Raw genomic sequence first — 25429 nt, 5'->3', positions numbered from 1 at the left:
GGACGAGCGGGTACTGCGCCGGTCGGCGAGGGAGGCCGACCGGGTGCGACGGCCGTTCGACGAGGTGGGCGTCAGCCCTTGGCGAGCCGGTCCAGCTCGCCCTGTACGGACGCGAGCAGCTCGTTCCAGGAGGTCTCGAACTTCTCGACGCCCTCCTCCTCGAGCAGGTCGACGACCTCGTCGTAGGAGATGCCGAGCTTGGCGATCACGTCGAGGTCGGCCTGCGCCGACTCGTAGGTGCCGTGCACGGTGTCGCCGGTGATGGAGCCGTGGTCGGCGACCGCGTTCAAGGTGGCCTCGGGCATGGTGTTCACCACGCCCTTGACGACCAGGTCGTCCACGTACATCGTGTCGCGGTACGCCGGGTCCTTGACGCCGGTCGAGGCCCACAGCGGGCGCTGCGGCCGGGCCCCGGCGGCGGCGAGGGCCTGCCAGCGCTCGGTGCCGAAGACCTCTTCGTACGCCTGGTAGGCCAGTCGCGCGTTGGCCACCGCGGCCTTGCCCGCCGCGGCCTTGGCCTCGTCGGTGCCGAGCGCGGCCAGCCGCTTGTCGATCTCGGTGTCCACGCGGGAGACGAAGAACGACGCGACCGACTCGATCTTCGAGATGTCCAGGCCGGCGGCGCGGGCGCGCTCGATGCCCTCGACGTAGGCCTCCATGACCTCGCGGTAGCGGGCCAGCGAGAAGATCAGCGTGACGTTGACGCTGATCCCCTCGGCGAGGGTCTGCGCGATGGCGGGCAGGCCGGCCTTGGTGGCGGGGATCTTGATGAACAGGTTCGGCCGGTCGACGAGCCACCACAGCTGGCGGGCCTCGGCGATGGTCGGCTCGGTCTTGTGCGCGAGGCGCGGGTCGACCTCGATCGACACCCGGCCGTCGACGCCGTTCGTCGCCTCGTAGACCGGGCGCAGCACGTCGCACGCCTGGCGGACGTCGGCCGAGGTGATCATCCGCACGGCCTCTTCGACGGTCACGCCGCGCACCGCGAGGTCGCGCAGCTGCGCGTCGTAGACGTCGTTGCCGGTGATCGCCTTCTGGAAGATCGCCGGGTTGGTGGTCACGCCGACGACCTCGCGGTCGCGGACGAGTTCGTGCAGGTTGCCGGACTCCAGCCGCGTCCGGCTCAGGTCGTCGAGCCACACGGCCACGCCCTCGGCGGACAGGCGACGCAGGGGTTCCGTCATGACACTTTGCTCCTTATCGAGTGGGCGGCCGGATCCGGCCGCGTCGTGGGCGGCGGATCGACGCCCGGCGTGGGCGGTGTCGGGCGGGTGTTCCCACCCGACACCGCCCACCGGGTCACATGATCTTCAGCTACCGGCGTGCGCCAGGGATTCCCGAGCGGCCGAAACGACGGCCTCGTGGGTCAGCCCGAACTCGGCGAACAGCTTCTTGTAGTCCGCGGACGCGCCGAAGTGCTCCAGCGAGACGATCCGACCCGTGTCGCCGACCAGCTCGCGCCAGCCCTGGGCGATGCCGGCCTCGACCGACACGCGCGCCTTGACCGACGGCGGCAACACCTGCTCGCGGTACGCCTGGTCCTGCTCGTTGAACCATTCCAGGCAGGGCAGCGAGACGACCCGGGTGGGCACGCCCTCGGCCTCCAGCACCTCGCGCGCGGCGACCGCGGTCTGCACCTCGGAACCGGTGCCGATCAAGATCACCTGCGGGGTGCCGCTGGACGCCTCGGCGAGCACGTAGCCACCGCGCGCGGTGCCCTCGGCCGAGCCGAACTCGGTGCGGTCCCAGGTGGGAACGTCCTGGCGGGTGAGCAGGATGCCGGCCGGGCGGTCGGTGGTCTCCAGGATCTTGCGCCAGGCCACCGAGACCTCGTTGGCGTCACCCGGGCGGACCACGTCCAGGCCCGGGATCGCGCGCAGGGCGGCGATGTGCTCGATCGGCTGGTGGGTGGGGCCGTCCTCGCCGAGACCGATCGAGTCGTGCGTCCACACGTAGGTGGTGGGCAGCTTCATCAGCGCGGCGAGCCGGACGGCCGGGCGCATGTAGTCGCTGAACACCAGGAAGGTGCCGCCGTAGACGCGGGTCCCGCCGTGCAGCGCGATGCCGTTCATGGTCGAGCCCATGGCGTGCTCGCGGATGCCCCAGTGCACGGTGCGCCCGTACGGGTTCGCGCCCTTGAGGGGGTTGCCGTCGGGCAGGAACGAACTGCCCTCGTCGATGGTGGTGTTGTTGGACTCGGCCAAGTCGGCCGAGCCGCCCCACAGTTCGGGGATGACCGGGCCGAGCGCGGCGAGCACCTTGCCGGACGCCTTGCGGGTGGCGACGGGCTTGCCAGCCTCGAACTCCGGCAGCGCCTTCTCCCAGCCGTCGGGCAGCCGACGGGCGGAGATGCGGGCGTGCTCGGCGGCGCGCTCGGGGTTGGTCTCGGCCCACTTGGCGAACGCGCTCTTCCACGCGTCGTGCGCCGCACGGCCGCGGTCGACCACCTGGTGCGCGTGCGCGAGCACCTCGTCGGCGACCTCGAAGTTCTGCTCCGGGTCGAAGCCGAGCACCCGCTTGGTGGCCGCGACCTCGTCGGCGCCGAGCGCCGAGCCGTGCGCCTTGCCGGTGTTCTGCGCGTTCGGCGCGGGCCAGGCGATGATCGTCCGCATGGCGATCATGGTCGGTCGGCCGGTCTCCGCCTTGCCCGCCTCCAGGGCCGCGTGCAGCGCCGCGACGTCGATGTCGCCGTCGGCCTGCGGCTCGACCCGGATGGTGTGCCAGCCGTAGGCCGCGTAGCGGGCGAGGACGTCCTCGCTGAACGCGGTCTCGGTGTCGCCCTCGATCGAGATGTGGTTGTCGTCGTAGAGCACGACGAGGTTGCCCAGCTTCTGGTGCCCGGCGAGCGAGCTGGCCTCGGCGGAGATGCCCTCTTCCAGGTCGCCGTCGGAGGCGATCACCCAGATGGTGTGGTCGAACGGGGAGGTGCCGGGGGCCGCGTCCGGGTCGAACAGGCCGCGCTCGTAGCGGGCCGCCATCGCCATGCCGACCGCGTTGCCCACACCCTGGCCGAGCGGCCCGGTGGTGGTCTCGACGCCGGCGGTGTGGCCGTGCTCGGGGTGGCCGGGGGTGCGGCTGCCCCAGGTGCGGAACGACTTCAGGTCGTCCAGGGTCAGGCCGTAGCCCGACAGGTAGAGCTGGGTGTACAGGGTCAGGCTGGTGTGGCCCGGGGACAACACGAAGCGGTCGCGACCGGTCCAGTCCGGGTCGGTCGGGTCGTGGCGCAGGAACTTCTGCCAGATGAGGTAGGCCGCCGGGGCCAGGCTCATGGCCGTTCCGGGGTGGCCGTTACCGACCTTCTGAACGGCGTCCATCGCGAGCACACGAGCGGTGTCGACGGCTCGCTTGTCGAGGTCGCTCCAGTCGAGAGAGCTGTTGTCGGGGGTCGGCTTGGTGCTCACCCTTGTCAGGGCTCCTTCCGGGTCTTCCGGGATAGGCCGAATGATTGCGGCCGGCTCGGGACCTTCGCCCCGGCGCCTCAGGCACGTGGCCGAGCCTACCGGGGGCGACATGTTCCCTCGCTCGGAGGACGGCCACCCGGGTGGTGACGTTCACCGTGTGGTTCACCCCGATGTCCAGGTGGTCGAACGGACCGCGGGGACACGCGGGACGAGGCACGACGCGTGGTGGGGACGGGACGGCGCACGCGGCGACCTTCCGGTCGGCTACCCGGCGGTGCGGCGGGCATGCCCCGGAGGCTTCGTGCCCCTGGTGAGGGACTACAGTTTCCTGCTAGTGGGTCCGGGCCTCGACGTCTCGACACCGCTTGCCTTCCGCTTACGTATTGACGAGCAAACCGGCTTCCGGGCGGCACCCGGGCCCGGCCGAAAACGCTGCTGATGGGGTGTTCGTGACAGCCGTCGAATCCCGACCGGCCGGGCTGGTGGGAAATGCGCCCGCCGGCGCCCGCCCGCCGATGGCCCGGGTTCTCGCATTCGTGGCCCTCACCAAGCCGCGCATCATCGAACTGCTGCTGATCAGCACGATTCCGGTGATGTTCCTCGCGGCGCACGGGCTGCCGGACCTGGGTCTGGTGTTGCTGGTCGTCTTCGGCGGTTACCTCTCGGCGGGCAGCGCCAACGCCTTCAACATGTACATCGACCGGGACATCGACCGGCTGATGCACCGCACCGAACGGCGGCCGCTGGTCACCGGAATGGTGTCGCCGCGCGAGTCGATCGTGTTCGCGAGCGCGCTCGGGGTGATTTCCACCGCGTGGTTCTGGTTCCTGGTCAATCCGCTGTCGGCGGCGCTTTCCGTCTTCGCGATCTTCTATTACGTCGTCGTCTACACGATGTTGCTGAAGCGGCGCACGCCGCAGAACATCGTGTGGGGCGGTATCGCGGGTTGCATGCAGGTGTTGATCGGCTGGACCGCGGTCACGAATTCGCTGGACTGGGCGCCGGTGGTGTTGTTCGCGGTCGTCTTCTTCTGGACCCCGCCGCATTATTGGCCGCTGTCGATGAAGTTCACCGACGACTACACCAATGCCGGTGTGCCGATGCTGCCGGTGGTCGCGGGCAACAAGGTCGTCGCGAACCAGATCGTGCTCTACAGCTGGGTCATGGTCGGGGTGTCGATGCTGCTGTGGCCGGCCGCGGACACCGGGCCGCTGTACCCGATCGCCGCGGCGCTGCTGGGGGCGGCCTGGTTGTGGGAGGCGCACGGGCTCCAGCGTCGGGCCAAGGCCGAGGTGACCGGCGCCAAGCTCAAGGAGATGCGGCTGTTCCACTGGTCGATCACCTACCTGACGCTGCTGTTCGTCGCGGTCGCGGTCGACCCGCTGCTGTTCTGAGCCGGTTCGGGCGGCGCCCGCGCCGTGCCGCGACCGGTGCGTCGCGACGTGATCCGGACCACGCGCGATTGCGCCGGATCCGGTGACGCCCCGTCGGTAATGTGGGCGCCATGACGGACACCGAGACCACGACGGCCACGCCGGAACCGGGTTCCCCGGATGCGCGGGTCGAGCGACAGGTGCGCAGGATCGCCAAACACATCGAGCGCTTCACCGCCGCGCACGGCGGCGGGGGCGACGCGGTCGTCGAGTACGTCGGCCGCGACGCGACCCGGATCGTGCTCGTCGGCACCGACGGGGCCTGGGGCGACCAGGTCGTACGCGACCGGGACATCGCCCGCGCGGCGATCGTGAAGGCGGGCGTGACGCTGCACGAGGAGTTCCCGAACGAACTCGCGGCGAAGGTGCGCACGACCGAGTACGAGTGGTCCCGGATGGCGGGCCTGCAACTGGGCGGCGCACAGGGCTGACGGGCGGGGCCGGGTCCGCCCGGCCCCGCCGCAGCCCCCTCCGGGCCGAGCCGGGGCGCCGAACCCCCGCCCGCACCGGGTCGTACCGGACTCCCCCGCGGCGGGAGAGTCCGGCGTCGCCGACGGGTCAGGAGTGGAAGATCTCCCTGATGTCGCTGATCTCACCGGCGGCGTTCAGGGTGACCTCGTAGGCCCCGTACGACGAGCACGCGTGTCCGGGGTCGGTCTGGTGGGTGAGGCACTTGTCGATGTGGTCCCACACCTGGCCGAGGTACTCCGCCTTCCACGGGGCCGGACCGGACAGCGTGCCCGTGGCCTGCGGCGCGAAGTGCAGCGGCGTCTGCTCGGCACCGACCGGCTCGTAGTGGCCGTCGTTGGGGTCGCACACGAACTTGGTGTTGCGGTAGTACAACGAGTCCTTGCCGGGTGCCTTGTTCGGGTAGACGATCCGGTGCCCGGGCTTGGTGGTCGGCGCCGGCCCGCAGTCGTCGCCCGGGTCGCCCGCCGAGGACCGACTCGCCGACGGCTTGGTCGACTTCGGCGCCTGGGTGCCCGGCGCACCGGAGCCGCCGGGGTTGCCGGTGGGCGGCGGCGCGACCACCGGCGCCGTCGAGGGCGGGCTGTCGGCCGCCTCGGATGTGCCCTTCTTCTTGTCCGCGTCGCAGGCCACCAGCGCGAGCGCGCCGATCGTCACGGCGGTGATCCCGCCCAAGGTCCTGCGTGTGATCGAATGCATCGAACCCCCTGTGCGTCGGGCGCGGCGCGCCCGTACTTCGATGGAACTCGAACACATTAGCGATCTTGGAACGCGAGCACCCGGGATCCGCCCCCGAGTTGGCAAAGCCGAGCCCAAGGAGTGGATCGGGCCGGGCAAAACGGCACGCCGCGGACATCCCGCCGTCGTCTCGGTCAGGTGTTCGTGGCCGGATCCGTACCCGTTCGGCCCCGTCGGCGCCCTGCTCGCGATAGCGTCACGCGGAGGTCTTCGGGACCAGAGGCGAGGTGGGACCCGTGCGGTTCGGATGGCTGCGACGCCATGAGCGTCACCTGGAGGAATACCGGCACCGGCGCGAGCTGCAATCGCCGTGTCCGGGCCTCGCCACGCCCGAAACCCCGCCCGCCGCGCCGTCCTTCGCCGAACCCGGGCGAACCGAGGGGCGGGATCCGGCCGAACCGGAATGCGATCCGCCGGGCGGCGCGGGCGCTCCGGCCGAGGCCGACGACGCCGAGGCGACCCGGGCCGAGATGTTGACCGAGAAGGCACGGCGGTTGACCCGCGCCGGCCGGCACGCCGACGCCGCCGCGCCCGCTCGCGCCGCGGTGCGGATGCTGGGCGTGCTCGCCGCGAGGGACCACCGCCGGCACGGGCCCGCCCTGGTCGGCGGACTGCGCGCGTTCGCCGCCGTGTTGGCCGCCGGCGCGCGCACCGAGGACGCGGTGAAGGTGGCCGCGAGCGCCGCCGAACACGCCCGCCGACTGGCCGCGTTCGACCACCGCGCGCACCGCCCGCTGCTCGCGCTGACCCTGCGCGAGTTGGGGGCCCGACTCGGCGACCACGGCGACGAGCCGGCCGCGCTCGGCGCGCTGCACGAGTCGGTACAGCTCTTCCGCACCCTCGCCGCCCGCACGCCCGAGCGGCACCGGGTCGAACTCGCCCTGTCCCTGGACGAACTCGCCGGCCGACTCGCCGCCGGCGGCGCGAGCGAACCCGCGCTGGCCGCGTTCACCGAGGCCGAACGACTGCTCGGGGTCGGCCCGCCCGAGGCCCGGCAGGCCGCCGTGCTGCTCCGGCACGCCACCCTGCTCGCCCGCCTCGGCCGCGGCCCCGAGGCGATCGCACTGGCCGCCGAGGCGGTCGAGGTGCGCCGCGGCTACGCGAGCGCGGAGCATGCCCCCGCCGGGCGCCGCGAGGACGAACTCGCCGCCTCGCTCCAGAGTCTGGGCCTGCTGCACAGCGCCGCCGGCGCGCACGACGAGGCGGTGGACGCGCTGGAGGAGGCGGTCCGGCTGCGGGCGAGACGGGTGCGGGCCGACCCCGTGCTGGCCCGCCGCCCCGAAGTCCCGGTCACCTACGCCCTGTACGGCATCGTCCTGGTCGCCGCCGGCCGGCCCGCCGACGCGGTGCCGCCGCTCGCCGCGGCCCTGGGCGTGGGCACCGCGCTGAACCTGGACCGCGTCTCCGACCTGGCCGGCGACACCCTCGTGCGGGCCCACCACGTCGACCCCGACGCGGTGCGCAGCCGCTGGCTCGCGGCCACCGGCGAGGAGTTGCCGGCCTGGATCGAACGCGGTCAGCGCCCGCTCCCGCACCAGGCCGACCGCCGCCGCGTACACCGCCCGGTCCCCCAGGAGGCACTGCCCGCCCGCGACTGACCCCCGGCCCGGGCGGCGCGTGCCGAACGACGCGCGAAAAAGCCGCCGGGAGTCACGACGGCACCCGAAGGTGGGTCGTCACTCCCGGCGGCTCCCCCGTACGGTCGGCCTACGGCCGGCCGTACGGGTACACGCTCGTCGAGCCCGGAACCGGACTCAGAGTTCGCCGCGCAGCTTGGCCAGCGCCTCGGCGAGGATCGCCTCGCCGTCCGCGTCGCTGCGCCGCTCGCGCACGTAGGCGAGGTGCGTCTTGTAGGGCTCGGTACGCGGGGCGTCCGGCGGGTTGTGCTGGTCCTGCCCGGCGGGCAGACCGCAGCGGGGGCAGTCCCACGTCTCGGGGACCTGAGCGTCGGTCGCGAAGCTCGGCTGGGTCTCGTGCTTGTTCGCGCACCAGAAAGAAATACGGAGACGTGGGGCTGCTTCGCCGCGCTCAGCCTCCCCCATCGGGCCGGCGCCGACCCGACTCCCACGGATGGCGTTGCCACTTGCCACGGTAAAAACTCCCCTTGGTCCTTGAGGTCGCGCCCCCGTTGCGCGGCTTGGCGTCCAGTGTACGTGCGCCTCGCGCAAGGTTGAACCGAGCGGTGGCCCTTTTCCGACCGTTTCCGACAGTCCGTCAGAAAGGCCACCGCGCCGGTGGAAACAGCGGCCGAACCGGCCCTGTCGGTACGCGTTTGTCGATCCGAGTCGTCAGTACGAGTTCTTCAGAAGCAGACTGAGTACGACGATGGTCGTGATCCAGCACACGCCGACGATGATGGTCATGCGGTCGAGGTTCTTCTCCACGACGGAGGAACCGCCGAGCGAGGAGGACATGCCGCCGCCGAACAGGTCCGACAGGCCGCCGCCCTTGCCCTTGTGCAGCAGCACCAACAGCACCATGAGCAGGCTGAAGACGATCAGGGCGATCGAGAAACCGGTGATCACGGCCGGGCCCAACTCCTTCTGGCGGAACGCGGAGGCCGGAGATTCCCGGCCACCGGACAGAGTACGCTGCCGCGCCCCGCAAGTGGGAGCCGTGCAGCCCTTCGGCTAATCCGGCGGATCATAGTATTACGGCTGGTCGGGCGTACTCCGCTCCCCCGGCGACCGCCCCTCCCCGGCGTCCGCCGCCGCGGCGTCGGCCGGCTCGACGTCGCCGGTGTCCTCCAGCTCCACCTCGTGACCACTGCCGCTGACCAGCGCACCCGTGCTGGTCAGCGGGTGCCCCCGCCCGACGTCCCGGGCACCGCGCACCGCGCCCGTGCGGCGCACCGTGACCCGGTTGTCACCGCCCGCCACGATCGCGCCGGTGTTGGTCACCGGGCCGCCCGACAGGCTGATCCCGTCGTTGCGCGGCTCCTCCGCGTCCCCGTCCTCGGGCTCGGGCCCGGCCACGTTCGATTCGGCGGCGTTCACGAGGTACCTCCCGCTGTCGATCGTGCGCCGGTGCCGACCCCGCCGGAACCGCGCACGGACGCCTGGTTGCCGCGGCCCGCGACGATCGCGCCGCTGTTGTTGAGATCACCCGAGACGTGCTGGATGATCCCGTTGTTGAGGACCATCTCGTTGCGCCGGCGATACTCGGTGACATCCACGTTCCTGCGCTGGAGGAAGTCCAGCACGAATACGGTGAACTTGCGCTCGATCAGCTTGAGGTATTTCTCCGCGTCCGAGTTCTGGAAGAACGTGGCGTAGTTCGCCGACGCGCCCAACTCGCGCACCGAGGCCCGCGCGCCCCGGTCCACCGGGAGGTTGCGGGCGGTGCGCTCGTGCGCCGCGCGCAGGTTGCCGGCCCGGCGCCACCACGAGGTCCACACCCGCATCAGCCGGCCCGCCGCCGAGGCCATCAGCCCCGGCGCCTCCACGAGCGCGTGGCCGAACGCCCCCCACAGGGTGGCCGCGTCGGCGGCGTGCAGCCACTCGTCGGCGACGTGGAAGTCGGGCCGGATCGGCGGCAGCACCAACTCGTGCAGCTCGGTGTACAACATGCGGCCGTCCAGGGTGAAGCGGATCAGTACCGAGACGACCACCTCCTGCGACCACGTGCCCACCCGCACACACAGGTAGCGGCGGGTCGCCTCGGCCGGCGGCGGCACCGCGCCGCCGGTGACGCCGCTGCTGAACTCGTGCATCTGCACACTCAGCCCGCTCAACCGGTGCCGGCCCTCCTCGGACCGGGACAACCCCTCGAACGCGGTGCAGATCGCACCGGTCAGCTCGTCGACGGTGAACGGGGTGTATCCGTTCTTGTCGGCGGTACGCGGTCGCGGCGCGTCCAGCACGGAGGGCTCGGCCCCGCGCAGTTCGACCGGGAAGGTCCAGCTCTCCACCAGCTCGCCCGCGCCGACGAACGGCACGTAGCCGCTGTAGCGCACGGTGGAGGGAATCGGCGGCGGCACCAGCGACCCCGGCGGCTCGGCGACGTCGACCGGGGCGTGTGTCGGGCGCGGCGGCAACACCTCGGTCAGCGCCCCCTGTAACGTCCCGATTCCGCCGACCGGCGCCGGGCCGGCCGGCGGCGGCGTCGGTACCCAGGTGCGCCCGGGACCCAGGTCCGAGACCACCGTGGCGCGCTGCTGCATACGCTCGATCCACACCACGAACACCACCACGGCGTAGGCGGGCAGCACGGTCAGCGCGATCATCGTCACGTCCGGCGGCTCCCCGGTCCCGCCCGCCACCAGGTACAACATCAGCCCGAACAGCAGCGCCGCCATCCACGACACCTGCGCCGCCGCCCGGCTGCGCAGGTCGCGCACACCACCCCCGCCGACGACGCCGCTGCGCACCGTCATCAGGCCGAAGAAGACCACCAGCGCCAGCCAGGTCAGCCCGGCCGCGACACCGAAGCCGATCAGGGCCATCATCACCGGCACCGAAAACGCGACCACATCACGCAGGATCCGCCGCCTGCGGGCGGCCAACGCGTGCTCCAGGACCGCCTGTTCGTTGTATCCGTAGGACGGCGCGCGGTCCCGGTGCGCGTTCTCCCACAATTCCTCGATCACCCGCGCGGCGAACCGCTCGTCGATCTCCGCACCCGTACACAGATACCGTGTGGCTCCGGTATCCCCGGTTCTGGACATGTCTGGAAAGGACACCCGCACCCCCTGGGGGCAGCCGGCCACAGTCGCCGCAGAGGGGCGACTACCGGCCACTTGGCGATGACTTATCGTCAGGTACCGGTTATGGGAGGGGCAAGCGGGTTGGAAATACTCGCGTCGGGTTTATGAGGAACGAGCGATTCCGGCCCCGATGACCGATCGGCGCACAATCTCGGACACGCGTCGGGCCCGGGGCGACGCACGCCCCGGGCCCGACCGAACACCCTTGGTCCTACTGCTCCTGGTAGCGCACGATCCGCGCGAAGTCCTCCGCGAGGAGGCAGGCGCCGCCGACCAGGCCGCCGTCCACGTCGGCCTGCGCCATCAGGCCGGCCACGTTGTTCGGCTTCATCGAACCGCCGTACAGCACCCGCACCCGGTCCGCCAGGTCGGCGGAGTACAGCTCGGCGAGCTTGCCCCGAATCGCCGCGCACACCTCCTGCGCGTTCTCCGGGGTGGCCACCTCGCCCGTGCCGATCGCCCAGACCGGCTCGTAGGCGATCACCACGGACTCGGCCTGCTCGGGGGTGATGCCCTTGAGCGCGCCCTCGACCTGGGCGAGCGTGTACGCGACGTGCTCGCCGGCCTTGCGCACGTCCAGCCCCTCGCCGACGCACACGATCGGCACCAGGCCGCTCGCGTAGGCGGCGTGCGCCTTGGCGTTGACCAGCGCGTCGTCCTCGTGGTGGTACTGGCGCCGCTCGGAGTGGCCGACCAGCGCGTAGGTGCAGTTGAGCTTGGCCAGCATCGACCCGGCGATCTCACCGGTGTACGCGCCGCCCGCGTGCTGCGAGATGTCCTGGGCGCCGAAGGTGAAGCGGAGCTTGTCCGCCTCGACCATGGTCTGCACCGAGCGCAGGTCGGTGAACGGCGGCAGGACCGCGACCTCGACCCGGTCGAAGTCCTTGTCGTTCAGGGTGAACGCGAGCTTTTGCACCAGGGAGATGGCCTCGATGTGGTTGAGGTTCATCTTCCAGTTGCCCGCCATCAGCGGGATACGACCGGAGGTGTTCTTCACGGCGGACATCGGATTCAGCCCTCCAGGGCTTCGAGGCCGGGCAGGGACTTGCCTTCGAGGTATTCCAGACTCGCGCCGCCACCGGTGGAGATGTGGCCGAAGGCGTTCTCGTCGAAGCCGAGGGTACGCACGGCCGCGGCCGAGTCGCCGCCGCCGACCACGGTGAACGCGTCGGAGTCGATCAGCCCCTGGGCCACCGCGCGGGTGCCGTGGCTGTAGGGCTCCATCTCGAACACGCCCATCGGGCCGTTCCAGAAGACCGTCTGCGCGTCGGCCAGCTTGTCGGCGAACAGCTCGCCGGACGCCGGGCCGATGTCCAGGCCGAGCCGGTCCGCCGGGATCGCCTCCACGGAGACCACCGCGTGGTCCGCGTCGGCGGCGAACGCGGTGGCCGCGATCACGTCGACGGGCAGTACGAACTCCACGCCCTTGGCCTCGGCCCGGGCCAGATACTCGCGGACCCGGTCGATCTGGTCCCGCTCCAGGAGCGACTTGCCCACCTCGTGCCCCTGCGCGGCCAGGAAGGTGAACACCATGCCGCCGCCGACGAGGATGCGGTCGGCCCGCTCCAGCAGGCTGTCGATCACGCCGAGCTTGTCGGAGACCTTCGAGCCGCCCAGGATCACCGCGTACGGGCGCTGCACGTCGTCGGTGAGCCGCTTGAGCACGTCCAGTTCGGTGGCGATCAGGCCGCCGACCGCGTGCGGCAGCCGGGCCGGCACGTCGTACACCGACGCGTGCCTGCGGTGCACCGCGCCGAAACCGTCGCCCACGTACACCTCGGCGAGGTCGGCGAGCCGGTCCGCGAACGCCCCGCGCTCGGCGTCGTCCTTGGCCGTCTCGCCCGGGTTGAAGCGCAGGTTCTCCAGGAGCGCGACCTCGCCGTCGGCCAGCTTGCCGACCGTCGCCCGGGCGCTGTCGCCGACCGTGTCGGTCGCGAACGCCACGTCGGCGCCCAGGAGTTCGCCGAGTCGCGCGGCCACGGGGGCGAGCGAGAACTCGGGTTCGGGGGCGCCCTTGGGCCGACCCAGGTGCGAGCACACGATCACCTTGGCGCCGCGACCGCGCAGCGCCTCGATGGTCGGCACGCTCGCCCGGATCCGGCCGTCGTCGGTGATGCGTCCGCCGTCGAGCGGGACGTTGAGGTCGGCGCGCACCAGAACGCGCTTACCGGATACGTCGATGTCGTCGATGGTCTTCAAGTTCGACTCGTCCTCGGATGTCGAAGAAACGGTGGGGATGGTCGTGCTCGGATGTCGAAGAAACGGTGGGCCCGGGTGACGACGTGTCACCCGGGCCCGCATCGTCAAGCGTCGACTATCGGCACGAGTGCCGGTCCGTCAGAGCTGACCACCGATGTAGCCGACCAGGTCGACCAGGCGGTTGCTGTAGCCCCACTCGTTGTCGTACCAGCCGACGACCTTGACCTGCTTGCCCTGGGCCATGGTCAGGCCCGAGTCGAAGGTGCACGAGGACGGGTCGGTCACGATGTCGGAGGAGACGATCGGGTCCTCGGTGTAGGTGAGGTAGCCCTTGAGCGAGCCCTCGGCGGCCTTCTGGAAGGCGGCGTTGACCTCGTCGCGGGTGACCTCGCGCTCGAGCTCGACGACCAGGTCGGTGACCGAGCCGGTGGGGACCGGGACGCGCATGGCGATGCCGTCCAGCTTGCCCTTGAGCTCGGGGATGACCAGCGCGGTGGCCTTGGCGGCACCGGTGGAGGTCGGGATGATGTTGGTGGCGGCGGCGCGGGCGCGACGCAGGTCCGAGTGCGGGAAGTCCAGGATGACCTGGTCGTTCGTGTACGCGTGGACCGTGGTCATCATGCCCTTGACCAGGCCGAAGTTCTCCAGGAGCACCTTGGCCATCGGCGCGACGCAGTTGGTCGTGCAGGAGGCGTTGGAGATGATCGTGTGCGCGGCGGCGTCGTACTTCTCGTGGTTGACGCCCATCACGATCGTGACGTCCTCATTCTTGGCCGGAGCCGAGATGATGACCTTCTTCGCGCCGGCCTCGATGTGCTTCTTGGCCTTCTCGGCGTCCGTGAAGATGCCGGTGGACTCGATCACGATGTCGGCGCCCAGCTCGCCCCAGGGCAGTGCGGCCGGGTCACGCTCGGCGATGACCTTGAAGGTCTTGTCGCCGACGGTGATCGCGTCGTCGGTGTGGGTGACCTCCTGGCCGATGCGGCCGAGGATGCTGTCGTACTTCAGCAGGTGGGCCAGGGTCGCGATGTTCGTGAGGTCGTTGACCCCGACGATCTCGAAGTCCGCGCCCGAGGCCAGCGCCGCGCGGAAGAAGTTGCGGCCGATACGGCCGAATCCGTTGATGCCTACCCGGATCGTCACGAACCGATCTCCTCTGTCGAACGCCGAATGCCCTGATGGTGAATGGCCGAGGAGATGGTCAGTGGAATCTGCGATATCCCCGGCCATGTCCGACCCTACCGTGACGCCCCGGGCACCTCCACGCAGGCTTGCTGCGCAAGGGGCCCAGAGCGGGACGGATCGTCGCAAAGCAGATCAGTGTGCGATCTCGGGCGGGTGATTCCGGGCGGGTTACTTCTCCCCGACCGACTTCGTGATGCCGAAGGCCGCGACGCCGGCGAAGACGAAGACGAGGAGGTCGAAGAACTCCAGTCCGTCCTTCCAGCCCCGCATCAGGTCACTGCCGTAATCGGTGAGCACGTCGAGCACCGAGATGTTCAGTTCGTCGGCACCGGACAGGGTGAGCGCGGTGAGTTGGCCCAGGACGACCCCGAGCAGCGCCAGCACCGTGGCGACCACCGGCAGCACCGGGTTGGCCCCGCCGACCCGGCCCACGGCGAACGCGATCAGCGCCGCCACGCCCACGCCGAACCAGGTGCTCTGGATCTCCATCGACTTCACGATCACGCCGTACACCCCGGCGGCGACCAGCATCGCTCCCACCCCGGCCGCGATGGCCAGCCCCGCGTTGCCGGTGCGCGGCGGCTGCGGCTGCGGCGGCGGGCCGCCGTACGGGCCCGAGCCGAACGGTCCGGGCGGGCCCGGCTGCGGCCCCCACTGACCGGGACCCGGCTGCTGCGGCCCCCACGACCCCGGCGCGTTGTTGCTCACGAGGAAATCCCCCCAAAAGAAGTGCACATGCGGGAACCCGTATGTGCGCAGAGACGTTAATGGCCCCCGGCGGAGAAGTCTCCGCCGGGGGCCGGTATCACGGCCACCGGTTTTCACCGGTGGGTCGATCACACGTGCTCGCGCCTACTTGTACAGCTCCCGCAGGATGCGGTCGACGAAGACCTTGCGGTCCTCCGCCGTGGCCAACTGCTCCAGGCCGAAGCCCACGAGCATGGTGTCGTCGGTGGCGATCACCGACGAGCCGAACACGGCCTGGCCGCGGGTGAATCCGACCAGCGCCGGGTCGCCGGGCGGCGGCCCGGCCAGGGCCCACGGACCCAGTCCGGTCTCGAAGCCCTCGGCGTCGACCACGCCCGACGTCGTGACGACCTTGGTGTCGTCCACGAACAGGCCGGTCCCGCCGGTGTTCGCGTCGCTGACGTACGAGATCGAGACCTCGATCTTCTTGCCCGCGTACGCGGACAGGTCGAACGCGACCGGCTTCCAGCCCTGCGAGTTGCCGGTGAAGGAGTTCCACGACCCGGTGGTGCCGTTGCTCAGGCACTTGGGGGTGGTCACCGTCAGGTAGTGCCGCAGTTGCGGGTGGGTGCCGGCGAAGCTGCCGTCCTCACACGAGGCGGGCGGTTTGGTACTGCTGTTGCCGTTCAGGTCGGGCAGCGTCGTCCAGTCGTCGGCGCCGACCGTGTGCGCCTCCACGATCGCGTGGTCCCAGTTGGCCTCGGTGCTGTACGAGAACTGCGCGGTCAGCTTCGCCGCGTCCGCCGCGGTGACGGAGGTGAGGTCGATCGTGCGGACGAGGCGCTTGTACGCGTTGTCCGTGTGCAGACCGTTGATGTACCACTTGCCCTCGGCCGGCGAGTACGGCCCGGACGTGTTGCCCGAGTAGGTCGCCACCGAACGGCTGTCGAACATCGGGAACTTGTCCGGCGTCAGGATCGCGCTGGTGGGCAGGAACCCGCCCGCCTCGTTCAGCGGGTTGGACGCGGTGCCCGGGAGCGCCTTGTCGATCCCCTCGAACGGCGCGGCCGAACCCACCACGCCGGTGGCGCCGTTGGTCGCCGACCGGTCGAAGGCGCCCAGCCAGTACTGGGTGAAGTCGTCGGAGACGATCAGACAGTCACTGGTCGGGTCGGAGGTGACCTTGCACGGCTGGTCCGGGTGCCCGTTCAGGCCGTAGTAGATGCCACCGCCCGCGGCGCTGCGCAGGGGACCGTAGTAGCCCGCGGTCTCGCCGAGGTAGGCGAGCTTGCCGCCCTCGTTGAGGTAGTCGCGCACGTTGACGGTCAGATCCTGCACCAGCGGGGTGACCTGGGCATCCTTGTAGATCTCGCCCTGGACGTCGGTGTTCTCGTGGGCCGCGTCCGTGGTCAGCCGGTTGTCGCCGAGGTACCAGAACACCCCCTTGAAGTGCGAGAGCACACCGAGGTGGTGCGGTGCGCCGAGCCTGTCGACGTCGTAGACGGCCGCCTTGACGCCGTTGGCCGCCAGCGCGTCCACGTACTGCTGCGCGTACTTGGGACCGACGGTGTTCGGCGGGTAGGTCGGGTTGACGCCCTTGTAGTCCTCGTTGGCCAGGACCAGCGTCTCGGTCTTCTCGGCGATGCCGCTCTCCACCGTGAAGGTGAAACGATCGCTCTCCACCTTGCCGGTGCCGGCCTTCTCGCCGGTGAACCACACCTCGATCCGGTCACCGGTGCGCACGTTCTTGATGTCGCCCCGGTATTCGGCGTAGTAGGCCGAACCCTGCTCGCCGTACCGCTTGCCGCCCTTCCACTCCTTGACGCCCGCGGTCTTGGCCGGGCCGCCGTTGACGCGGTAGTTGAGCTTGCGGTTGGTCAGCGCGCGCTTGGCGATCACCGCGACGGTCTGGTCGTCGTGGTCCTCGGCGTAGGAGTGCTCGAACCGGTCGGCGACCAGGTCGGGGGCCTTGCGCCCGACCGAGGAGACCGGGTCGTCCGGGTCCTTGGCCGACTTGGCCACCGACAGCGCGAACGCCTGGTTCTTGGCGTACTCCATCCGGATCAGCGTCTCGTCGTTCGGGAAGCTGAAGATGCCGCCGCAGTTGTCCACCGTGTACGGGTCGTCCGGCAGGTAGCCGGCGGCCGTCTCACACGTGGACATCTCCGGGGTGAACGACAACGTCTTGTACGCCTCGTTCATCTGCCCGTCGGTGTCGCCGTTGGTCACGTACAACTCGGCCGACAGGTCCGGGTCGTAGTCCGCGACGGCCGGGTGCGCGTCGTCGCCCGCGAGCGCGATCATGATCTCGTCGTCGGGGCTGGGCGTGGCCACCTGCGAGCCGACCCCGTACAGGATCAGCTGCGCGGCGGAGTGGTAGTTGACCACGAACTTGGCCTTGATGTGCCCGGCGAAGCCCTCCAGCGCCCGGGTCTCCGGCTCGGAGGACGGGGCGGGGCCGCGGTAGGTCTCGTTCAGCGGGTCGGGCGAGGAGCCCTCGTTGTCGTAGCCCCACTTGTAGTCGAAGTTGCGGTTGAGGTCGACACCATCGCCGGCGGTGATCACCCCGTCGCCGTTGTTGTCGCGCAGGTTCTTGCGCCACAACCGCTGCCCGGTCTGGAAGGTCCAGTCGTAGCCGTCGGGGTTGGCCGAGATCACGAACCACAGCTCGTTGTCCGCCACGAGCTGCGTGGCCTCGGCATCGGTGCCGTAGCCGTCCACGTAGTGGTGCAGGAGCCGGCGGGTCATCTCCGGCGTGATCCACTCGCGCGCGTGCTGGTTGGACATGTACAACACGGCGGGCTTGGAACCGTCGGGGCTGGTGCGCACGTTCTTGGTCACCTTGACCGCGAGGATGTCCTGCCCGAGCACGGTCTTGCCGATGCTGACGGTCTTGGCGATGTCCGGGTGGTCCTTGGCGAGTTGCACCAGTTCGGCGCCGAGGCCGCCCGGACCGCTGTACTTGCGGAAGACGCCCGCCGCGGCCGGAGCCGCCGTGCGGTCCTGCGCCTGGGACTTCGCCTCCACCGAGAGGCCGGCGGCACGCAGCTTGGCGGCCTGGGCATCGCTCAGGACCACCTCCAGCTCGGCCTTGCCGTCGGTGCCCTTGGTGGCCTTCGTCTCGTGTCGGTCCACGCCCAGGTCGAAGATCTGCTTCACCTGTGCGGCGTCGGCCTTGATCCGGTAGGACTGCGGACCGTTGTCGCCCGCCGGAGGAAGCTTCGCTTCCGGCGGTGCGCTGGTCACTTCGGGATAGGAGCCGGGGCCGGCGGCGGGTGCCGCGGTGCTAGCCGGCGCTGCGGTCAGCAGACCCAGTGCCAGCGAAAGCGCCGCGATCCCCGTCGTGGCCAGCCGAACTCGTTTGGTGGTGCCCGTGGAACGATGACGCCTCATCGACCCCCCAGTCGTGGGTTAGGCGTGCATACGGGTAAGGCGCGAAATCACCACCCGAGGGATGGAACGTGACTCCTGCGCCCGGGTGTTGCGCATGCTACGGCACCTACCGCGTGGTACACGAGACCTGACTGACGGTCATATTCGGTCGAAGCTACGCGCAAAGATTCCACGATGTGGTCAGAACCAGTCGGGGCACCACGGCTCGCGCGGCGTCCGCAACAATGCCTCGGCCCGCTCGGCGGCACCGGGTGACAATTCGGATATTCGCCCGGCCACGGCCAGCCGCACCGGCGACCCCGAACCCAGGTACAACGCGCCGAGCGTGGCCACGTCCAGGGCCAGCTCGGCCGGCTCCCCGGTCGGCACACATGTGCCGCCGTCGAGTCCGCCGTCGATCGCGAACCGGCCGGCCGCGTACCCGAGATCGTCAAAGACCTCGACCACGAGCCGGTCCCGGGCACCGTAGGTGCGCGCGGAGAACGCGGCCGGCGCGTCCAGAATCCGGGTCCAGACGAAGTCCCGGCGGCTCTGCGTGGTGATCGCCCGGGCGTCGGTGAGCAGCATCGGCAGCAGTTCGTCGGGGCTGCGGTCGGCCGCCTCGACCTTCTCCACGTAGTCCACGCTCGCGCAGAACCGCCACAGCGCGAACTCGGCCGCCGGGGTCAGCGCCAGCAGCGAGTCCACGGTCAACGTCACCTTGGGTACGAACTCGTCCCAGTGGTCGTCGGTGCGGTAGGACACCAGGCCGGCGACCCTGCCGGACGGATCGCGGTAGATCGCGTGGAAGCGGGGCGGCGCCGGATTCGCGGGAGAGGGGTTCAAACCGGTGTAGTTGCCCCACCACAGCGCCGTGCGGCCGATCGCGCCCGCGCGCAGCCCGCGGAACTCCTCGTGCAGCGGCGGACCCAGCTCGGCCACCTCCTCGGGGGTGACCAGCTCGACGCGCCCGCCCTCCTCGACCGGCGCGTCGGGCACGAAGTCCGTGCGCAGCGTATCGAGCGTGAACTTCTGGTATTCGGTGGCCACGCCGAAGCCGAACCGGCCGTAGATGCGGTACTCGGCGGCGATCAGGATGGCCAGCATCTCGCCGCGCGCGGCGGCGTCCGCCAGGTCGAGCCGCATCATCTCGGTCAGCAGCCCGCGCCGGCGGTGGGTGGGCGAGACGGTCACGTTGGTGATCGCCGACACCGGCACGATCGCGCCGCCGGGCACGGTCAGCCCGGTGGCGAAGCTGCGGAAGGTGCCCACACACCGATCCCCGTCGTAGGCCCCGCGCGTCCTGGCCAGGTCGGCCCGCTCGCGCCAGTGGGCCAACCGCTTCTCGCGGTTCTCCTTGGAGTCGTCGGGGACTCGGAGAAAGCCGACGCCGACGGCGGCGGTCCACGGGATGATCTCGTCTTCGTCGATCGTGCGGACGTCCACGGTGGTGGTTCCTTCCCTCGCGTGCGCGGCCTTCCCTCCGCGGCAACGGACGAAGGCGCCGATCCGGAGACCCTATGCCTCGCGGATCGACGCCTTCGAATGGTTTTGGCTCGCGCGGCGGGGGCCGCGGGTCGGGCCGCCGGTTCGCACCGCCCGCGCGGGTCGCGCCGGTGGCCCCGGGATCCCTCAGGACACGAGTATGTCCACGGACAGTCCGGCGTCGGTGCCGGGCATGCCCAGCTCGCCCGCGCGCTTGTCGGCCATCGCCAGCAGGCGGCGGATGCGACCCGCGACCGCGTCCTTGGTCAGCGGCGGCTCGGCCAGCCCGCCCAGCTCCTCCAGGGACGCCTGCTTGTGGTCGAGCCGCAGCTTGCCGGCCGCCGCCAGGTGCTCCGGGACCTCCTCGCCCAGGATCTCCAACGCCCGCTGCACCCGTGCCCCCGCGGCCACCGCCGCCCGGGCCGAGCGGCGCAGGTTCGCGTCGTCGAAGTTGGCCAGCCGGTTCGCGGTGGCCCGCACCTCGCGGCGCATCCGCCGCTCCTCCCAGGCCAGCACGCTCTCGTGCGCGCCGAGCCGGGTGAGCAGCGCGCCGATCGCGTCGCCGTCGCGGACCACCACCCGGTCCACCCCGCGCACCTCGCGCGACTTGGCCGCCAGGCCCAGCCGACGGGCCGCGCCGACCAGGGCGAGCGCCGCCTCGGAGCCGGGGCAGGTCACCTCCAGGGCCGAGGAGCGGCCGGGTTCGGTGAGCGAGCCGTGGGCCAGGAAGGCACCGCGCCAGGCGGCCTCCGCGTCGCACGTGGCACCCGAGACGACCTGGGGCGGCAGTCCGCGTACCGGTCGTCCGCGCGCGTCCAGCAGCCCGGTCTGGCGGGCCAGTTGATCACCGCCGACCGCGACCCGGACCACGTAGCGGCTGCCGCGACGCAGCCCGCCGGGGGCCACCACGACCAGGTCCGAGCTGTGCCCGTATACCTCGAGGATGTCCTTGCGCAGCCGGCGCGCGGCCATCGCCGTGTCCAGCTCCGCCTCGATGACGATTCGCCCGCCCACGATGTGCAGTCCGCCCGCGAAGCGCAAGAGGGCGGAGACCTCCGCCTTGCGACAGCACGACCGGGTGACCGGGAGGCGGCTGAGCTCGTCCTTCACTGCTGCCGTCATCGCCATGGAGCGATCCTTTCACGATCGACGAAGATCCGGCCGTAGGCCGAGGCCAACCGTTCGGGGTCGTGTCGCGGCGAGCCGTCGACCGCCGACACGGGGGCCAGATGGACGTGTCCACCGAGCGCCGCCGTGGCCCGTTCCAGGCCCGGTACGTCCTCCACACGGTCGCGGTCGCCGAGGACGATGTCAAAGGTCAGCCTCGGGGCGTGCGCGGCCAGCACCTCCAGGTGCTGCTGCGGCGAGAAACCCGCCGTCTCGCCCGGTTGTGGGGCCAGATTCAGCGCCAGCAACCGCCTGGCCTTGGTCTCCACCAGCGCCGCCGCCAACTCGGGAACGAGCAGGTGGGGCAGTACCGAGGTGAACCACGAGCCCGGCCCGACAACCACCCAATCGGCGTCACGGACCGCCGCGACCGCCTCGGGCACCGCCGGCGGATCGGCCGGCAGCAGCCGGATCCCGCGCACATCGCCCGGGGTGACCGCGACCTGCGCCTGCCCGCGCACCGTGGACACCCGCTCCGGGTGGGCCGGATCGTGCCCGGCGACGTCCGCCTCGATGTCGAGCGGGACCGCCGACATCGGCAACACCCGCCCGTGCGCGCCGAGGAGGCGGCCCATCCAGTCCAGCGCCGCGATCGGGTCGTCCATCAGTTCCCACAGGCCGACCAGGAGCAGGTTGCCGACCGCGTGCCCGTTCAGTTCGCCCTCGCGGCGGAACCGGTGCTGGATGACCCGACTCCAGGTCACCCCCCACTCGTCGTCGCCGCACAGCGCGGCCAGCGCCATCCGCAGATCGCCCGGCGGCAATACGCCCAGGTCCTTGCGCAGCCGCCCGCTGGAGCCGCCGTCGTCGGCGACCGTGACGATCGCCGTCAGGTCGTCGGTGAGCCGGCGCAGCGCCGCCAGCGAGGCGGAGAGCCCGTGTCCGCCGCCCAGGGCGACCACCTTGGGGCCGCTCATTCCCTGCCCATGTCGCGGTGCACGAGCACGGTGTCCAGTCCGTCCTCGGTGAGCCGGCGGGCCAGGCGCTCGGCCATCGCGACGCTGCGGTGCTTGCCGCCCGTGCACCCCACCGCGAGCGTGACGTAGCGCTTGCCCTCGCGCCGGTAGCCCTCGGTGACGATGTGCAGCAGCTCGGCGTAGCGGTCCAGGAACTCCTTCGCGCCGGGCTGGTCGAACACGTAGCGGCTGACCGCCTCGTCCATGCCGGTGTGCGGGCGCAGTTCCGGGATCCAGTGCGGGTTGGGCAGGAAGCGGCAGTCGACCACCAGGTCGGCGTCCACGGGCAGCCCGTACTTGAAGCCGAAGGACATCACCGTGGCGCGCAGCTGCGGCTCGCCGGAGCCGGCGAACCGGTCGTCCATCCGGGCCCGCAGCTGGTGCACGTTCAGGTCGGAGGTGTCGATCACCAGGTCGGCCTCGCCGCGCAGCTCGCGCAGCAGTTCGCGCTCGCGGGCGATGCCGTCGGGGATGCGGCCGTCGTCCTGGAGCGGGTGCGGCCGGCGCACCCCCTCGAAGCGGCGCACCAGCACGTCGTCGGAGGCCTCCAGGAAGACGATCCGACGCACCACGCCGGACGCGTCCAGCTCGCCGAGCGCGGAGCGCAGGTCGTCGAAGAAGGTGCGGCCGCGCACGTCGACGACGACCGCTATCCGCGCGACCGCCCCTTGCGTGCGGGCCCCGAGGTCGACCATGGCGGGGATCAGCGACGGCGGCAGGTTGTCCACCACGAACCAGCCGAGGTCCTCCATGCCCTTGGCGGCGGTGCTGCGACCGGCGCCGGACATGCCGGAGATGATCACCAGCTCCGGGGTGCCCTCGACCTCGTCGTTCGTGTTCTCGGTACTCATGCGTCCCCCCGGTGCGTGCCGCACCTACGGCTGGGCGAGTTCAACGCTTCCTCCTGCTGGTTCCTGCCTCGGGGGTGCAACCGGGACCGCCTCGTCGGCCGCGCCGACACCGTCGTCGGCGCCGCCTTCGCCGCCGTCGTCGACCTCGGCACCGGTATTGGTGTCGATGCCGCCGGCGACGTCGTCGTCTTCCATGATCTCGCCTGTGGCGGTGTTCACGGCGGGAGCCGCGGGCGCCCGCGTGGCGAGCGCCGCCACGATCGCCGCCGCGGTGGCCCGACCGATGCCGGGCACCTCGGTGATCTGTTCGATCCGGGCCGCGCGCAGGCGCTTGAGCGAGCCGAAGTGCGCGAGGACCGCCTTGCGCCGGGTCTCGCCCAGGCCCGGAATGTCGTCCAGCGCGCTCGCCGTCATCGCCTTGGAGCGTTTGGCGCGGTGGTAGGTGATCGCGAAGCGGTGTGCCTCGTCGCGGATGCGCTGGAGCATCAGCAGCGCCTCGCCGCTGCTGCGCGGGAGCACGATCGGGTCGTCCTCCCCCGGGACCCAGACCTCTTCGAGCCGCTTGGCCAGGCCGCACACGGTGACGTCCACCACGCCGGCCTCCTCCAGGGCCCGCATCGCGGCGGCGACCTGGGGCTGCCCGCCGTCGACCACGACCAGCTGCGGCGGATACGCGAACCGCTTCGGCTTGCCGGTCTCGGGGTCGATCGGCCCGGTGTGCTCCGCGCCGTCGGCGCCCTCCGCGTCCGTCGCCTCCGCCGCGGCGTCGCCGGCCGCGTCCCGCGCGAGGTCGGACTTGTACCGCCGAAAACGCCGGGTCAGCACCTCGTGCATCGCACGCGGGTCGTCCTGGCCCTCGAAGGTCTTGATCGCGAAGCGCCGGTACTCGCTCTTGCGCGGCAGCCCGTCCTCGAAGACCACCATCGAGGCGACCACCTCGGTGCCCTGCAGGTGCGAGATGTCGTAGCACTCGATGCGCAGCGGCGCGGTGTCCATCTCCAGTGCCTCGGCCAGCTGTTGCAGCGCCAGCGAGCGGGCGGTCAGATCGCCCGCCCGGCGCAGCTTGTGCAGGTTCAGCGCCTGGGCGGCGTTGCGTTGCACGGTCTCCTGGAGCGACTTCTTGTCGCCGCGCTGCGGCACCCGCAACTCGACCTTGGAGCCGCGCAGTTCGCACAACCATTCGCTCAGTGCGGCGGTGTCGGCGGGCAGCGCGGGCACCAGCACCTCACGCGGCACCGCCTCGCCGCGCTGTTCGCCGTAGAGCTGCTGGAGGAAGTGCTCGACCAGGCCGGCGGCGTCCACGTCCTCGACCCGCTCGGTGACCCAGCCGCGTTGGCCGCGCACCCGGCCGCCGCGCACGTGGAAGATCTGGACGGCGACCTCGAGTTCGTCCTCGGCGAGGGCGATCACGTCGGCGTCGGTGCCGTCGCCGAAGACGATCGCGTTCTTCTCCAGGGCGCGGGTGAGCGCGGCCAGGTCGTCGCGCAGCCGGGCCGCCTTCTCGTATTCCATCGCCTGCGCGGCCTGCTTCATCTCGCGCTCGACGCGCTTGACGTAGGGCCCGGTGCGGCCGGCCATGAACTCGCAGAAGTCCTCGGCCAGCGCACGGTGGTCCTCGACGGAGATCTTGCCGGTGCACGGCGCCGCGCACTTGCCGATGTAGCCGAGCAGACAGGGTCGGCCCACCTGGCGGGCGTTCTTGAACACCCCGGCCGAGCAGGTGCGTACCGGGAAGACCCGAAGCAGCAGGTCGAGCGTCTCGCGGATGGCCCACGCGTGCCCGTACGGCCCGAAGTAGCGCACCCCCTTGCGGTGCGGACCGCGCATCACCTGGGCGCGCGGGAACTCCTCGTTCAGCGTCACCGCGAGCGAGGGATAGCTCTTGTCGTCGCGGTACTTGACGTTGAAGCGCGGGTCGAACTCCTTGATCCAGGAGTATTCGAGCTGGAGCGCCTCGACCTCGGTGCCGACCACGGTCCAGTCCACCGAGGCGGCGGTGGTGACCATGGTCTGAGTGCGCGGGTGCAGGTTGGCCAGGTCCTGGAAGTAGGACGAGAGCCGGGCGCGCAGGTTCTTCGCCTTGCCGACGTAGACCACGCGCCGGTGCTCGTCGCTGAACCGGTACACACCGGGCGACGTCGGGATCTGGCCGGGCGCGGGCCGGTACGACGACGGGTCCATTTCTCCACCCTATGTGCTGGCTCCAACAGATTTTCGCGGTCAACCCACCACGATCTCGCCGTTCGCGACGGTGACCGGCAGCGGCGTCAGACCACGCTTGGCGGGTCGGCGCACGACCGAACCGTCGTTCATCGAGAACTGGCTGCCGTGGCACTGGCACTGGATGACACCCTGGTCGACCTTGGTGACCAGACAGCCCTGATGCGGACAACGGGCGTCGAACGCCTTGTAATCGTCCTTTGCCGGCTGGGTGACCACGATCGAGGTGTCGGTGTAGACCTTGCCCTTGCCGACCACCACGTCGTCGGCCCGGCCCACCGTGACCGGCCCGTCGAGCAGCTTCTTCTCGTGCGGCGTCGCGGGCTGGTTGTCCGTCGCGCAGGCGGTCACGGCCGACCCGGCGACGCCGACCGCGCCCACCACCGCGGCGCCGCGCAGCAGCGTGCGCCGATCCGGTCCGGTCCCGCCCGCGGTGTCGGACGGGTGCTCGGGCCGGGGCTGGTGCTGCGCGGTCATGCGGGATCTCCTTGGGAACGGGTGACGCCGTGGCGCGGCCGGACGTCGGCCGCGCCACCGTGAGGCCGGTCAATCCTCGCACCCG

Annotated in this window: 21 protein-coding genes; 3 read left to right on the top strand and 18 right to left on the bottom strand. The window is 71.0% G+C overall.

The genetic code is table 11. From position 1 onward, the window contains the following. Positions 1 to 71: 71 nt before the first annotated feature. Together tal and tkt are read right to left on the bottom strand one after the other, a co-directional pair. Positions 72 to 1184 carry a transaldolase gene (tal, locus tag ACFRCG_RS12100; protein WP_380030719.1) on the bottom strand — a complete coding sequence of 371 codons (1113 nt, stop codon included), beginning with the start codon at positions 1182 to 1184 and terminating at the stop codon, positions 72 to 74. Positions 1185 to 1310: 126 nt separating this feature from the next. Next, positions 1311 to 3401 carry a transketolase gene (gene tkt, locus ACFRCG_RS12095; protein ID WP_380030718.1) on the bottom strand — a complete coding sequence of 697 codons (2091 nt, stop codon included), beginning with the start codon at positions 3399 to 3401 and terminating at the stop codon, positions 1311 to 1313. Positions 3402 to 3844: 443 nt separating this feature from the next. Between tkt and ACFRCG_RS12090 the strand changes: the two genes are divergently transcribed. Next, positions 3845 to 4795, top strand: coding sequence for a heme o synthase (locus ACFRCG_RS12090; RefSeq protein ID WP_078977682.1), 951 nt, complete (start codon positions 3845 to 3847; stop codon positions 4793 to 4795). 110 nt (positions 4796 to 4905) lie between these two features. Continuing rightward, on the top strand, positions 4906 to 5265 hold the full coding sequence (locus ACFRCG_RS12085; RefSeq protein ID WP_126641309.1) for a hypothetical protein: 360 nt from the start codon (positions 4906 to 4908) through the stop codon (positions 5263 to 5265). Positions 5266 to 5392: 127 nt separating this feature from the next. Here ACFRCG_RS12085 and ACFRCG_RS12080 read toward each other — a convergent pair whose 3' ends face one another. Further along, positions 5393 to 6001, bottom strand: coding sequence for a hypothetical protein (locus tag ACFRCG_RS12080; RefSeq protein WP_380030716.1), 609 nt, complete (start codon positions 5999 to 6001; stop codon positions 5393 to 5395). Positions 6002 to 6276: 275 nt separating this feature from the next. Here ACFRCG_RS12080 and ACFRCG_RS12075 point away from each other — a divergent pair, with 275 nt between their 5' ends. Further along, entirely contained in the window at positions 6277 to 7638 is a 1362-nt protein-coding gene (locus tag ACFRCG_RS12075; protein ID WP_380030715.1) for a tetratricopeptide repeat protein, read from the top strand. 156 nt (positions 7639 to 7794) lie between these two features. Here the strand turns inward: ACFRCG_RS12075 and ACFRCG_RS12070 are convergent, their stop codons facing one another. The 15 genes from ACFRCG_RS12070 to ACFRCG_RS12000 all read right to left on the bottom strand — a co-directional run bounded on the left by ACFRCG_RS12070 (position 7795) and on the right by ACFRCG_RS12000 (position 25344). Continuing rightward, positions 7795 to 8130 (bottom strand): RNA polymerase-binding protein RbpA, encoded by a 336-nt coding sequence (locus ACFRCG_RS12070; protein WP_040877318.1) that lies wholly within the window; start codon positions 8128 to 8130, stop codon positions 7795 to 7797. Between the two features lie 198 nt (positions 8131 to 8328). Next, positions 8329 to 8565 (bottom strand): preprotein translocase subunit SecG, encoded by a 237-nt coding sequence (gene secG / locus ACFRCG_RS12065; protein ID WP_078979549.1) that lies wholly within the window; start codon positions 8563 to 8565, stop codon positions 8329 to 8331. A gap of 126 nt (positions 8566 to 8691) precedes the next feature. Then, positions 8692 to 9036 (bottom strand): hypothetical protein, encoded by a 345-nt coding sequence (locus ACFRCG_RS12060; protein WP_380030713.1) that lies wholly within the window; start codon positions 9034 to 9036, stop codon positions 8692 to 8694. Next, positions 9033 to 10706 (bottom strand): hypothetical protein, encoded by a 1674-nt coding sequence (locus tag ACFRCG_RS12055; RefSeq protein WP_380030712.1) that lies wholly within the window; start codon positions 10704 to 10706, stop codon positions 9033 to 9035. The genes ACFRCG_RS12060 and ACFRCG_RS12055 overlap by 4 nt, the downstream gene beginning before the upstream one ends. Positions 10707 to 10956: 250 nt before the next feature. Then, the gene (gene tpiA, locus ACFRCG_RS12050; RefSeq protein WP_380030711.1) at positions 10957 to 11751 is read right to left on the bottom strand and encodes a triose-phosphate isomerase; all 795 of its coding nucleotides are present in this window, start codon (positions 11749 to 11751) and stop codon (positions 10957 to 10959) included. 5 nt (positions 11752 to 11756) lie between these two features. Beyond that, positions 11757 to 12944, bottom strand: a complete 1188-nt coding sequence (locus ACFRCG_RS12045) for a phosphoglycerate kinase (protein WP_380030710.1) — start codon at positions 12942 to 12944, stop codon at positions 11757 to 11759. A gap of 138 nt (positions 12945 to 13082) precedes the next feature. Beyond that, positions 13083 to 14087, bottom strand: a complete 1005-nt coding sequence (gap, locus tag ACFRCG_RS12040; RefSeq protein WP_126641300.1) for a type I glyceraldehyde-3-phosphate dehydrogenase — start codon at positions 14085 to 14087, stop codon at positions 13083 to 13085. A 210-nt stretch (positions 14088 to 14297) separates the two neighbouring features. After that, positions 14298 to 14837: a hypothetical protein gene (locus ACFRCG_RS12035; protein WP_380030709.1), complete on the bottom strand. Its 540-nt coding sequence runs from the start codon at positions 14835 to 14837 to the stop codon at positions 14298 to 14300. Between the two features lie 144 nt (positions 14838 to 14981). Continuing rightward, entirely contained in the window at positions 14982 to 18209 is a 3228-nt protein-coding gene (locus tag ACFRCG_RS12030; protein ID WP_380030708.1) for a M14 family zinc carboxypeptidase, read from the bottom strand. 180 nt (positions 18210 to 18389) lie between these two features. Then, positions 18390 to 19634 (bottom strand): GNAT family N-acetyltransferase, encoded by a 1245-nt coding sequence (locus tag ACFRCG_RS12025; protein WP_380030707.1) that lies wholly within the window; start codon positions 19632 to 19634, stop codon positions 18390 to 18392. Positions 19635 to 19820: 186 nt separating this feature from the next. Next, positions 19821 to 20801 (bottom strand): DNA-binding protein WhiA, encoded by a 981-nt coding sequence (gene whiA / locus ACFRCG_RS12020; protein WP_020553580.1) that lies wholly within the window; start codon positions 20799 to 20801, stop codon positions 19821 to 19823. Beyond that, positions 20792 to 21757, bottom strand: coding sequence for a uridine diphosphate-N-acetylglucosamine-binding protein YvcK (gene yvcK / locus ACFRCG_RS12015; protein ID WP_380030706.1), 966 nt, complete (start codon positions 21755 to 21757; stop codon positions 20792 to 20794). The genes whiA and yvcK overlap by 10 nt, the downstream gene beginning before the upstream one ends. Beyond that, entirely contained in the window at positions 21754 to 22647 is an 894-nt protein-coding gene (rapZ, locus tag ACFRCG_RS12010) for an RNase adapter RapZ (RefSeq protein ID WP_380011315.1), read from the bottom strand. Before rapZ ends, yvcK begins: the two co-directional genes overlap by 4 nt. 24 nt (positions 22648 to 22671) lie before the next feature. Beyond that, complete coding sequence (gene uvrC, locus ACFRCG_RS12005; protein ID WP_380030705.1) at positions 22672 to 24828, bottom strand: excinuclease ABC subunit UvrC; 2157 nt, start codon at positions 24826 to 24828, stop codon at positions 22672 to 22674. A gap of 39 nt (positions 24829 to 24867) precedes the next feature. After that, positions 24868 to 25344, bottom strand: a complete 477-nt coding sequence (locus ACFRCG_RS12000) for a Rieske (2Fe-2S) protein (protein WP_380030703.1) — start codon at positions 25342 to 25344, stop codon at positions 24868 to 24870. Positions 25345 to 25429 lie beyond the last annotated feature (85 nt).

The sequence above is a fragment of the Embleya sp. NPDC056575 genome (genome assembly GCF_042793325.1).
In the GTDB taxonomy this organism is placed as follows: Bacteria; Actinomycetota; Actinomycetes; order Streptomycetales; family Streptomycetaceae; genus Embleya.
The sequence above is the reverse complement of the archived record's forward strand: the minus strand, read 5'-3'. Positions and strand labels throughout refer to the sequence as shown.

Bases quoted from the DNA above. Each gene is read 5' to 3' on its own strand.
- tpiA (WP_380030711.1), bottom strand. From the start codon at position 11,751: ATGTCCGCCGTGAAGAACACCTCCGGTCGTATCCCGCTGATGGCGGGC.
- uvrC (WP_380030705.1), bottom strand. From the start codon at position 24,828: ATGGACCCGTCGTCGTACCGGCCCGCGCCCGGCCAGATCCCGACGTCG.
- whiA (WP_020553580.1), bottom strand. From the start codon at position 20,801: ATGGCGATGACGGCAGCAGTGAAGGACGAGCTCAGCCGCCTCCCGGTC.
- rapZ (WP_380011315.1), bottom strand. From the start codon at position 22,647: ATGAGTACCGAGAACACGAACGACGAGGTCGAGGGCACCCCGGAGCTG.
- tal (WP_380030719.1), bottom strand. From the start codon at position 1,184: ATGACGGAACCCCTGCGTCGCCTGTCCGCCGAGGGCGTGGCCGTGTGG.
- ACFRCG_RS12055 (WP_380030712.1), bottom strand. From the start codon at position 10,706: ATGTCCAGAACCGGGGATACCGGAGCCACACGGTATCTGTGTACGGGT.
- ACFRCG_RS12085 (WP_126641309.1), top strand. From the start codon at position 4,906: ATGACGGACACCGAGACCACGACGGCCACGCCGGAACCGGGTTCCCCG.
- ACFRCG_RS12000 (WP_380030703.1), bottom strand. From the start codon at position 25,344: ATGACCGCGCAGCACCAGCCCCGGCCCGAGCACCCGTCCGACACCGCG.
- ACFRCG_RS12030 (WP_380030708.1), bottom strand. From the start codon at position 18,209: ATGAGGCGTCATCGTTCCACGGGCACCACCAAACGAGTTCGGCTGGCC.
- yvcK (WP_380030706.1), bottom strand. From the start codon at position 21,757: ATGAGCGGCCCCAAGGTGGTCGCCCTGGGCGGCGGACACGGGCTCTCC.
- ACFRCG_RS12080 (WP_380030716.1), bottom strand. From the start codon at position 6,001: ATGCATTCGATCACACGCAGGACCTTGGGCGGGATCACCGCCGTGACG.